Annotated in this window: 8 protein-coding genes and 1 pseudogene; 6 read left to right on the plus strand and 3 right to left on the minus strand. The window is 36.9% G+C overall.

What is annotated here, in order from left to right:
• The 3 genes from GTZ96_RS05490 to GTZ96_RS05500 are packed head-to-tail and all read right to left on the minus strand — an operon-like array spanning position 1 to position 2,090.
• Entirely contained in the window at positions 1–447 is a 447-nt protein-coding gene (locus tag GTZ96_RS05490; protein WP_317168878.1) for a nuclear transport factor 2 family protein, read from the minus strand.
• Positions 416–895 (minus strand): nuclear transport factor 2 family protein, encoded by a 480-nt coding sequence (locus GTZ96_RS05495; RefSeq protein ID WP_161641685.1) that lies wholly within the window; start codon positions 893–895, stop codon positions 416–418. The genes GTZ96_RS05490 and GTZ96_RS05495 overlap by 32 nt, the downstream gene beginning before the upstream one ends.
• Positions 896–941: 46 nt before the next feature.
• Positions 942–2,090, minus strand: a complete 1,149-nt coding sequence (locus tag GTZ96_RS05500) for an aldo/keto reductase (protein WP_161641687.1) — start codon at positions 2,088–2,090, stop codon at positions 942–944.
• A 254-nt stretch (positions 2,091–2,344) separates the two neighbouring features.
• On the opposite strand from GTZ96_RS05500, the gene GTZ96_RS05505 reads away from it, so the two are divergent.
• From GTZ96_RS05505 to GTZ96_RS05530, 6 genes and pseudogenes are all read left to right on the plus strand, one after another.
• The gene (locus tag GTZ96_RS05505) at positions 2,345–3,241 is read left to right on the plus strand and encodes a helix-turn-helix domain-containing protein (protein WP_161641689.1); all 897 of its coding nucleotides are present in this window, start codon (positions 2,345–2,347) and stop codon (positions 3,239–3,241) included.
• A 336-nt stretch (positions 3,242–3,577) separates the two neighbouring features.
• The gene (locus GTZ96_RS05510) at positions 3,578–4,156 is read left to right on the plus strand and encodes a TetR/AcrR family transcriptional regulator (RefSeq protein WP_161641691.1); all 579 of its coding nucleotides are present in this window, start codon (positions 3,578–3,580) and stop codon (positions 4,154–4,156) included.
• A 148-nt stretch (positions 4,157–4,304) separates the two neighbouring features.
• Positions 4,305–5,507, plus strand: coding sequence for an efflux RND transporter periplasmic adaptor subunit (locus GTZ96_RS05515; RefSeq protein ID WP_394368011.1), 1,203 nt, complete (start codon positions 4,305–4,307; stop codon positions 5,505–5,507).
• Between the two features lie 11 nt (positions 5,508–5,518).
• Entirely contained in the window at positions 5,519–8,749 is a 3,231-nt protein-coding gene (locus tag GTZ96_RS05520) for an efflux RND transporter permease subunit (protein ID WP_235972866.1), read from the plus strand.
• Positions 8,750–8,813: 64 nt separating this feature from the next.
• Positions 8,814–10,232 (plus strand): TolC family protein, encoded by a 1,419-nt coding sequence (locus tag GTZ96_RS05525; protein WP_161641693.1) that lies wholly within the window; start codon positions 8,814–8,816, stop codon positions 10,230–10,232.
• Between the two features lie 488 nt (positions 10,233–10,720).
• Positions 10,721–11,823: pseudogene (locus GTZ96_RS05530) on the plus strand (NADH:flavin oxidoreductase).
• The last annotated feature ends 187 nt before the right edge of the window (positions 11,824–12,010 follow it).

Raw genomic sequence — 12,010 nt, forward strand, 5'->3', positions numbered from 1 at the left:
TTAAAATGTGGTGGCAACCGATTTCAGGATAATCCATTCGCCATTGCGTTTTTCAAGCTGCATTGTTTGTTGCAAACGCCAGTTGTTTCGTGTTCCCCAAATTCTGGCATCAAGAAGATTTTGACCAACAAATGTGGCTTTATCTTCCTCTATTTTCAGGGATGTTTTTACTTCTTTATATGAATAGTATTTCATTCGCTCGCTTTCAATCTCATCGAACCATTCGGCTTTTGACTGTACATAGCCCGTAATATGCGTGAGCATGAAATGTGTATCTAAAATCTTGTTCATTGCTGTCGTGTTCTTGTCAATCATCAACTGAGTCAGTTGGCGAGTTACCTCCAATACTTGTGATTTATCATCCTCTATATTATCCATTTTCATAGTAGTAATAATTGAGTATATTTTGTTTTTCTTATTTCTGAATCTGATGAGTATCTCGAACACTGCTGAATGTTAAAGCTAATAATTTCCATTCTTTTCCTTGTTTTTGATACGTTTCTGTTACAGTAAATTCAGTCACTACTTCACTTCCTCGAACTATAGCCTCTAGTGTAATTCGGTTCCATAAAATGGCTGTTTTTCCAAAAAGTTCTACTGCTACATCATGTACTTTAGCATTCTTGTACCAAATTCTTCCTGTTTTTATAATATCGAGTTCCTCGTCTTTTTTCCAAGTACCACTCATGTGAACAAATTTTGATTTGTTATCAAAGAGAAGCTTCAGTTTGTCTACATTTTTATCGGCCATCCACTGCCATTTATCTTTAGATAATTGAATAACTTCTTGCTCAGCAGCTGTGTAACTCGTAGCAGCCGGATTAGTTTTATTTTCTTGAGCAAAGGAATATTGGAAACTTGCTACAGCTATGAGACTCATAATTAATGTTTTCATTTGGAAATAATTTAAAGTTAAATTGTGATTGTAATTTTTAATTTTACTACTTCTTCATTGGTGCTTCTACTCCTGAAAAAGCCAATACTCCGGGAGGCAATCGTTCCCCTATAATCGGAATAGCATCTAATTGTTTGTTGAATTCCAATAATTCAGCTGAGTTAAATTTCACCTTTTCGGCTCCAATATTTTCCAGCATGTGAGCCATTTGTGTCGTACCGGGAATGGGCACGATCCATGGTTTTTGCGACAGTAACCAAGCCAATGAAATTTGGGCAGGAGTGGCTTGCTTTTGTGCGCTCCATTTTTTCAACAATTCTACCAATGCCAAGTTTTGGGGTAAATTTTCCAGTGAAAATCGGGACTCTACGCCGCGAATGTCGCCGGGAGCGAATCGTGTATTGGCATCAATGGCTCCGGTTAGAAAACCGACACCAAGCGGACTCCACGGAACAAAACCAATCCCCAATTCTTCACAAAGTGGAATAATTTCCTTTTCCGGCCCGCGCCATAGCAAAGAATATTCATTTTGAATAGCTGCAATAGGATGAATTGCATGTGCTCTTCTTACGGTTTGTACACCCGGTTCTGAAAGTCCATAATGAAGTACTTTCCCTGCTGCAATCAAATCCTTTATAGTTCCCACAACATCTTCAATAGGAACATTTGGGTCAACACGATGTTGGTACAACAAATCAATTCTATCAGTACGAAGGCGTTTCAACATTCCATCCACTACTTTTTTAATATGTTCAGGTTGGCTGTTTAATCCCGCTAATCGCTTTCCGGTTTCCTGATCGATATTCCAGCCGAACTTTGTTGCTACAACTACTTTATCACGGAAAGGAGCGATACCTTCTCCTAGAATTCGTTCCACCTCATGAGGACCATAAGCCTTGGCTGCGTCGAAAAAAGTAACTCCTTTATCGAAAGCAGTCCTGATGATATTGTGCATTTCTGGTCGGGAGGGAATTGTCGTTTGATAGGTACGGCTCATGTTCTGAACACCAATACCCATAGTGGAAACTTCAAGATCATTACCTAATTTTCGTCTACCTGAAAGCGGTTTTCTAGCATTATTGTTTTCGAAAAGATTAGATTCTGAATTTATAGATTGAGCGACAGAAGAGAAAGGCAATATTGCACTTCCGGCCATTGCTAAACCTGCTATTTTTAATAGGTTTCTACGATTCATAATTATATTTTTGTTAGATAAATGTTTCGATTAATAATAGTAACTCTTTGGTTATTATTCCGATAAACATAAAAGTGCTTTATTCTATCTTGCTCCTTGTTTTCTTTAGAATGGTACAAAGTTCCTGCTAGAACCGTTGTTGTTTGGTATACATATTACGGATGTTAATACCATTATTACTGATTTAGATAAGCGAGCTAACTTCTTAACAATCTGAGTGCTATATTTGTATTATAAATTTAAAGAATGCGAAGATGGATACTATTATAAAACTCGAAAAAATTGATCAATACAATAAACTGAAAGGTATTGAAACGCTACATCCTTTAATCAGTGTTTTTGATAATACAGATACCGAAAACCTACCTAATAATAGCCGTATACACTTTGGTTTATATGCCATATTCTTAAAAGCCGGACACTGTGGAGAGTTGAGATATGGTCGTAACAACTACGATTATGATGAAGGAACTTTGGTTTTTGTTGCACCGGGACAAGTTTTGGAAGTTAACAATACTGATAATTACAAACCTACCGGATTGGCACTGCTTTTTCATCCTGATTTAATAAAAGGAACCACATTAGGGAAGCAAATGAGTCAGTACTCCTTCTTTTCTTATGATTCGCATGAGGCGCTTCATTTGTCTTTGAAAGAACAACAAATTATAAAAGATTTATTTAGCAAATTAGAATATGAACTAAGTCAGTCTATTGACAAACACAGCAAAAGCATTATAACGAATAACATCGAGCTGCTATTAAATTACTGCGTTCGATTTTATGACAGGCAGTTTGTAACCCGTGAAAACATCAATACTGATATTTTATCAAAATTTGAAAACTTATTGAATGACTATTTCCTGTCTGAAAACCCACAGGATATAGGACTTCCATCCGTTGGTTATTTTGCGGATTGTTTGCATCTTTCTCCTAATTATTTTGGTGATTTAATCAAAAAAGAAACCGGAAAAACCGCTCAGGAACACATTCAATTGAAATTAATCGATTTGGCCAAAGAACGCATTTTTGACACGGAAAAATCGGTTAGCCAAATTGCCTTTGAATTAGGATTTAAATATCCACAGCATTTTAATCGAATGTTTAAAAAGAATACAGGTTATACTCCTAATGAATATAGAAGTTTAAATTAGGGATCCTTAATTAGGATTATCTTTTTTTAACGACACTTTCGGTAACACGAATAACTAATTAGCTTATTCTTTTTTTTCATTTACACAACTAAACAAATACTTTAATACTAACGCTTAATCAATTACATATCAATAATATAAATATACACACCTATACTATTTATTTAGATTAAATTTTCATTTTAAGAGCAACATAATGAGAATACAAAATACTTATTAGCAATAGTCGATGTTACTTAAAAAACAATACAGCCAAATTAAAAAAACAAAAAATAATTCTGAAATGCTTGTTTCAGAATTAAAATAACTATATCTTTGCCCTTCAAATTAAATCTTATGGCTCGCTGTGTAGAATTTAACGAGGTTGAAAAAATTGAAAAAGCAATGAATGTCTTTTGGGAAAAAGGATATAATGCTACTTCAATGCAAGACCTTGTGGATGCTATGCAGATCAACCGAAGCAGTTTGTATAATACCATTGGCGACAAGCATCAATTATTTATGAAATGCATTGGCAATTATTTCGATAATGCGATGCAGGAAGTGAAAGAAAAAGTGGCTAAGGAAACATCTGCTAAAGCAGCACTAATTAAGATTATTACTGATAAAGCAAGTTGGATTGTAGACTGTGAGAAAGGATGTCTGGGAATGAAAACGATTTTCGAAATTGCTCCGGATGATTGCACTGTTCGAAATCAGATGAGTAAAAACAATGACATTTTCATCGAATTTATGGCTACAGTAGTTCAAAAAGCGATGGATGACGGTGAAATGGACGATTCTGAAGATGCAGCATTAATGGCTGAATACATTGCCACTTCTTTTACAGGATGGAAGCAATCGTACATCCTTCATGGAAATCCAATCAAAATCAAAAAAATGTCAGAATTCCTGATTAAAAATATATTCAAATAACCGCTTTTTTTTAACCTAAATTCTGGAACGTTTATTTCAGATATACTATTTATTACGCATAGCCTTTTTTAAACTACAGCATTGATTCTGAAACGATTATTCCAGAATTATCGCTACACAAAACAATAACCTTTAAATGAAAAACAGCATGAATTCTGAAACGATTATTCCAAAAACAATAGAATCCAAGACCATTTTAAATACAATTCCAATTATGAAAAAGATTACCCTATTAAGTATACTAGCAGTATTCGTTATTAGTTGTAACGATAAAAATGCAACTCCTCCAGTGGCAGCAGCTCCACTCCTACCGGTTTTATCCATTAAAAGCTCGGATGCTGTAACAGATGCTGAATATCCAGCGGCATTACAAGGTGCTGTAGATGTAGAAATCCGTCCGCAAGTAAGTGGAAACCTGGAAAGAATTTATGTAGATGAAGGTGCTTATGTAACTAAAGGTCAAACACTTTTTAAAATAAACGAACGTCCTTTTCGTGAGCAATTAAACAATGCTTTGGCTAATCTTCACGCGGCAGAAGCGGCTTACTTAAACGCTCAGTTAGAAGTGGATAAATTAACTCCTTTGGTTCAAAACAAAGTAGTTTCAGACTACCAATTAAAAACCGCCAAAGCTTCACAAAAAATTGCAGTTGCTAACATTGAACAGGCAAAAGCAATGGTAGGTTCGGCCAGAATCAATTTAGGATATACTAATATTACCGCTCCGGTTAGTGGTTACATTGGAAGATTGCCTAAAAAACAAGGAAGTTTAGTATCAGCAACGGATATTGAGCCGTTAACCAACTTATCCGATGTGCATGAAGTGTACGCTTATTTCTCCTTAGGCGAAACTGATTTCATCAAATTCAAATCGGCTTACGCTGGAAATACCCTTGGCGACAAAATCAAAAAATTACCTCCTGTAACTTTAATCCTTGCCGATAATTCTGATTATCCACAATTAGGAAAAATCGATATGGTCGATGGTCAGTTTGATAAAAACACGGGAGCTATTACTGTTAGAGCTACTTTCCCTAACAAAAACGGAACATTACGCTCCGGAAACACAGGGAAAATTCGATTAGGAGTGCAACATGACGATGCTATTTTAATTCCACAATCGGCTACAATTGAAATGCAGGATAAAGTTTTTGTTTTCACTGTAAATAAAGAAAACAAAGTCAACAAAATGCCCATTACCATCAGCGGAAAAAGCGGTACCAATTACTTAATCAAAGACGGTGTAAAATCAGGTGACCAAATTGTATTAAGCGGTATCGACAAACTTCAGGAAGGACAACTGATTCAACCTGAGAAACCAAAAGCAGCAATTGCTCAAATCATTAATTAAAAATAATTTTTATGTTCAAAATATTTATACAAAGACCTGTACTGGCAACCGTTATCTCCATTTTGCTGGTGATATTAGGTATACTTGGTCTTACGAAATTGCCTTTACAACAGTTTCCTGATATCGCACCACCATCGGTTTTGGTTACAGCAGTTTATCCGGGAGCGAATGCCGAAACCGTTTTACGTTCGGTTGCACCATCATTGGAGGAATCGATAAATGGTGTGGAGAATATGACTTATATGAGCTCAACAGCCAGTAATGACGGGACTTTAGCTATTACCGTTTTCTTTAAACTGGGTACTGATGCTGACCGAGCTGCTGTAAACGTTCAAAACAGAGTAGCACAAGCTACAAGTCAGTTGCCTGCCGAAGTAGTTCAACAAGGTGTTATTACCGCAAAACAACAAAATAGTTTTATTATGGCCATCGGAATGTACACCGATGACGAATCCAAATACGATCAGACTTTTGTTGCCAATTATGCTCAAATTAATATTATCCCTGAAATCAAACGTATTCCGGGTGTGGGTGCTGCCAGTATTTTTGGTGGTGTAAAAGATTACTCCATGCGTGTTTGGTTGAATCCAACCCAAATGTCAGCTTACAATGTGACGCCAAATGAGGTTATGGCAGCCATTCAGGACAAAAGCTTAGAAGCTGCTCCGGGTAAATTTGGAGAAAGAAGTAAAGAAGTTTTCGAATACGTAATCAAATACAAAGGAAAACTAAGCAAACCCGAAGATTATCAAAATATTGCCATTCGTTCGAATGCTGATGGTTCTGTACTTCGTGTAAAAGACGTTGCCAGAGTGGAACTTGGCGCTTATTCATACAACAGTTTAACGCGTTTGAATGGTAAAAAAGGAATTGTAATTGGAGTAATTCAGTTGGCCGGTTCTAACTCGAATGACATTCAGGTTGCCATTAATAAATTGATCGTTAAAGCCTCTAAAGATTTCCCTCCAGGCATCAAACACAATATTTTTTACAGCACAAAAGTATCGTTAGACCAATCGATAGATCAGGTGAAACATACTTTATTAGAAGCTTTTATATTGGTATTTATTGTGGTGTTTCTCTTCTTGCAAGATTTTAGATCTACTTTAATTCCTGCAATTGCGGTTCCAGTAGCGATTTTGGGTACGTTCTTCTTCATGCAGTTATTCGGATTTTCGATTAACTTATTGACCTTATTTGCTTTAATCTTAGCGATTGGTATTGTTGTCGATGATGCGATTGTAGTTGTCGAAGCCGTGCATGCTAAAATGGAACACAAACATCTGTCTCCAAAAGTAGCCACACACGAAGCGATGCACGAAATTACCGGTGCAATTATTTCGATTACTTTGGTGATGGCAGCGGTATTCTTGCCTGTTGGTTTCATGGAAGGTTCTACAGGAGTTTTCTACCGTCAGTTTGCTTTTACAATGGCTATTGCAATTGTAATTTCAGCTGTAAATGCTTTGACTTTAAGCCCTGCCCTAGCCGCTTTGTTCCTAAAAGACAATCACGTCGCACATGATGGAAATACACCTTATGTAAAAAGAGGATTTAAAGAAAAATTCTTTGACGGATTCAACAACAGTTTTAATTCGTTAACGAATCGTTATGTGGGTGGATTACAATTTTTAATTCGCAGAAAATGGTTGAGTTTAGGCGGATTGGCCTTAATAACTGTTGCTACGATTATAATGGTAAAAACAACTCCATCCGGATTTATTCCAACAGAAGATCAGGGATTTATTGCCATTGCGGTAAATACTCCTTCCGGAACATCTTTAGATGGAACTCAAAAAGTAATGACCGAAGCCGAAAATATTTTAAGCAAATTAGATGCTTCCAGAGATGTTACCGCTATTTCAGGTTTCAACTTACTGACGAATTCGACCAGTCCATCATCGGCAGTAGTTTTTGTTTTATTGAAACCAAATGAAGAACGAGGAGAAGTTAAAAATATCGACGAAATCATGAATCAAGTTCGCGGCAAATTAGGCGCAATTTCAGGAGGAAGTTTCTTTGTATTTAGTTTTCCAACTGTTCCCGGATTTAGTAATGTGGAAGCTTTAGATATGGTCCTTCAGGATAAAACCGGAGGAAAACTGGATAAGTTCAGTGGAATTTCACAAACGTTCATTGGCGAATTAATGAAACGCCCAGAGATTGCAGTAGCCTTTACCTCTTTCAAAGCCGATTATCCTCAATTGCAATTGGATATTAATGATGAAAAAGCAGATCAATTGGGTGTAAAAGTCAAAGACATTCTGCAAACCATGCAAGCTTATTTTGGTAGTGCACAAGCTTCTGATTTTAATCGATTTGGAAAATATTACCGTGTTATTGTTCAGGCTGATATTGACGACAGAGCGGATCCATCTTCAATCGATCGTGTATTTGTGAAAAACAAAAATGGCGAAATGGTTCCCATCAACACCTTGGTAAAACTGACTCGTATTTATGGTTCAGAAACGGCATCGAGATACAATTTGTTTAACTCTATTTCGATTAATGCGATTCCGAAACCTGGATTTAGTTCAGGAGATGCCATCAAAGCGATTGAAGAAGTCGCTGCGCAACAATTGCCTGCCGGTTATAGCTATGAATTCTCAGGACAAACGAGAGAAGAAATTTCGTCTGGAGGTCAATCGGCAACGATATTCTTGCTGTGTTTAATATTCATTTATTTCTTATTGGCAGCGCAATACGAAAGTTACATTTTGCCTTTGGCAGTAATCTTCTCCATACCTGCGGGAATCTTTGGAGTATTTGCAGCCATTGGTTTAACCGGAATTGAAAACAACATTTACGTACAAGTTGCCTTGGTAATGCTTATTGGACTACTCGCCAAAAACGCCATCCTGATTGTCGAATTTGCATTGCAAAAAAGAAAATCAGGACAGAATTTGGTCAAAGCTTCAATTGATGCCGCCAAACTGCGTTTGCGACCAATTATCATGACCTCATTAGCCTTTGTGGTGGGATTAATTCCGATGATGAGTGCCAAAGGACCATCAGCACAAGGGAATCACTCGATAAGTATTGGAGCTGCGGGTGGAATGATTTCAGGAGTAATTCTAGGGTTATTTATCATCCCGGTTTTATTCATCATATTCCAACATTTACAAGAAAAGGTTTCTGGAAAACCAGTAGCCGTAATTCATAACGAAGAAAATAAAAATGGAAAATTATATCACAATAATTCTGGTGACAATCATCATCAGCATAACGTACCTGTCCTATAAAATATCGAAAGATCTTGAAACAAAAGATGATTTCTATTCAGAAAAATAAAGACCACGTATAAAAATGAAAAAGTATATAACAAAAATAGTGATGATTCTTTTTGTCTTCATCACCTTGATATCCTGTAGCGTTTCGAAGGATATTGAAACTCCAAAAGATGCATTTCCTGAGAATTTCAGGAATGCATCGGTTTCAAAAGATACCACAAGCATCGCCAATTTAGAGTGGAAAAACTTCTTTACCGAAAAAGATATTATTCAGTTAATCGATAGCGCCGTAACCCGAAACAACGATTTACAAATCGCTACCAAGAACATCGAAATCGCGCAATATCGTTTCACACAATCCAAATGGGGAAATGTTCCTCAGGCCAATTTGTTTGTGAATGCCAGTACCAGCAATCCTTCTGACAATAGTTTTACGGGAATGAATCTGAATCAGGCTTTGGGTCAAAAACACATTGACGATTATTCGGCCGGAGTTTCACTTTCGTGGGAAGCTGATATTTGGGGTAAAATCCGCAATCAGAAAAAAGGAGCTTTTGCTAATTACCTGCAATCCGAAGAAGTGAAAAAAGCATTGCAAACGACTATTGTAGCCAATGTTTCTAAAGGATATTACAATCTGTTGATGCTGGACGCACAATTAGATATTGCAAAGAAAAATGTACAATTAAACGATAGTACAACCAAAATCATCAAATTAAAATACGATGCGGGACAGGTAACTTCATTGGCTATTCAACAATCAGAAGCGCAAAAATTAAACGCGGCACAATTGATTCCGTTATTGGAACAAAATATTGCGATTCAGGAAAATGCTTTGAGTGTGTTGACAGGTTCATTCCCCAATTCGAAAGAAAGAACGATTCGTTTGGCTTCAGTTGAAGTAAAAAACAATACGTTGACCGGAATTCCGTCATCCTTAGTAAGCCGAAGACCGGATGTAAAAAGTGCCGAATTAGCCTTAAAAGTGGCTAACGCCAATGTAGGAATTACAAAAGCCGACTTATATCCTGCGCTTAGAATTACGGCGCAAGGTGGAGTGAATTCATTCGAAACCAGCAATTGGTTCAACATTCCGGCTTCCTTATTTGGAACGGTGGCAGGAGGTTTAACCCAGCCCTTATTGAACTCTAAAAAAGTACGAACACAATACAATATTGCGAAAGTAGAAAGAGAAAAAGCGGTTTTGAGTTTCAGACAAGCTGTTTTGGTGGCTGTTAGTGAAGTTTCAGATGCCTTGGTAAAAGTGGAGAAATTGCAACAACAAGAATCGTTTTTGCAACAACGTGTAAAAACCTTGCAACAAGCGATAAAAAATGCCAATTTGTTATTCCAAAACGGAATGGCGGAATACCTTGAAGTTTTATCAGCACAGGCGAATTTATTGCAAAGCGAACTGGAATTAGCGAATATAAAAAGAGAACAACTTTCTGCTAATACTGAGTTGTATCGTGCTTTAGGTGGTGGTTGGAGATAACAGCGTTTATTCTTAAAAAACGAACAGCCACCCCGCCCTCTGGGCACCCCTCCAAAGGAGGGGAAATTACGCGACTTCCCCTCCTTTGGAGGGTGCCTGACACAAGCGACAGCGAACTGGCGAAGCAAAGGCGGGGTGGTTTATTTGCTATTCCTTAACTTAATGACATTGCCCGAAGAGTCGGACGGAACAAAAAACACTACTAATGACGTTTTCATTAAATGTGAAATTATGGTTTACTAATTTTCTTTTTTGCTTGATCAAAAAAGAAACAAAAAAATCAAGTCTTACACTTCCTCGTCGGTCAAATTAGTTTTCGAATGCTAAAAGAAAATAACTCGCTACGCTCAAACAGATTTTCTTTTTACGCATTCTTCAAACATTTGACACTCGACTGCGGAAGCTAAGGACGGGATAATCTGAAAACAACAACATTTGATATATAGTCGAATACAAACAGTTTAATAAAATTTAAATTATAAAATAGCATGAGTACAACTAATTTATTTACACCCTTTAATTTTAAGACACTAAATCTTAAAAACAGAATTGTAATGGCACCTATGACGCGTTCCTTTTCTCCAAACGGAATTCCAACTGATGAAGTCGCTACTTACTATCAAAAAAGAGCCGAAGGAGAAGTGGGTTTAATATTATCCGAAGGAACGGTTATCGACAGACCTTCATCCTCAAATGATGGAAATGTTCCTCATTTTTATGGCAATCAGGCATTAAACGGATGGAAAAAAGTAATTAATGAAGTTCAACCGCTGGAGGTCAAATGGGACCGCAAATCTGGCACATGGGCATTATGGACAATCATCATTCGGGCTGGGTTCCGCCAGTTCCTTTTGAAGGTCCGTCCGGATTAAACCGTCCCGGTTTCAATAATGGAACTACGATGACTGAAAAAGATATTGAAAATACCATTCTTGCTTTTGGAAAAGCAGCTGCTGATGCTAAAAGATTGGGTTTTGATACTATCGAAATTCACGGTGCACACGGTTACTTGATTGACCAATTCTTTAATCCTGAAACCAATTTACGTACTGATATTTATGGTGGAAAAACAATAAAAGAACGCAATACCTTTGCCATTGAAGTGGTGAAAGAAATTAGAAGACAGGTAGGAAATGATTTTGCTGTGATTATGCGTTTCTCTCAATTCAAACCTTCTGATTACAATTATAAATTAGCGAAAACCCCTCAACAATTAGACTCCTGGCTTACACCACTTGTTGATGCCGGAGTGGATATTTTGCATTGTTCACAACGTCGTTTCTGGGAATCGGAATTTGAAAATTCTGATTTGAATTTTGCAGGTTGGGCTAAAAAATTAACTGGAGCTCCAACCATTACTGTGGGTTCTGTTGGACTTTCTGGTGATTTCTTTGGTGCTTTTGCAGGCGAAAGTTCGCAACCAGCGTCTTTGGATGAACTAACAAGACGTTTCGACAGAGGTGATTTTGATTTGGTTGCCGTTGGAAGACCTTTATTGTCTGACCCAAATTGGGTTGCCAAAATAAAAGCTGGAAAAACAGAGGAACTAGTAGGATTTAGCAAAGAAGCTTTAAGCGAATTGGTTTTATAATTTTATATTCTGATTATTTAATTTAATTTAATTCAAACCCGACAGCTTTTAAAAAGCTGTCGGGTTTGTTTTTTTATTTTCAATTCATAAGAATTAATTGAGTAAAAATACTACATTTGAAGAAATATGCTATGTAGTGCCTATCTATACAGGAGTTAGCGGTAATTTAATCCCAAAAAAAAGGACT

It is taken from the genome of Flavobacterium undicola, from assembly GCF_009909155.2.
GTDB classification, from domain to species: Bacteria; Bacteroidota; Bacteroidia; order Flavobacteriales; family Flavobacteriaceae; genus Flavobacterium; species Flavobacterium undicola.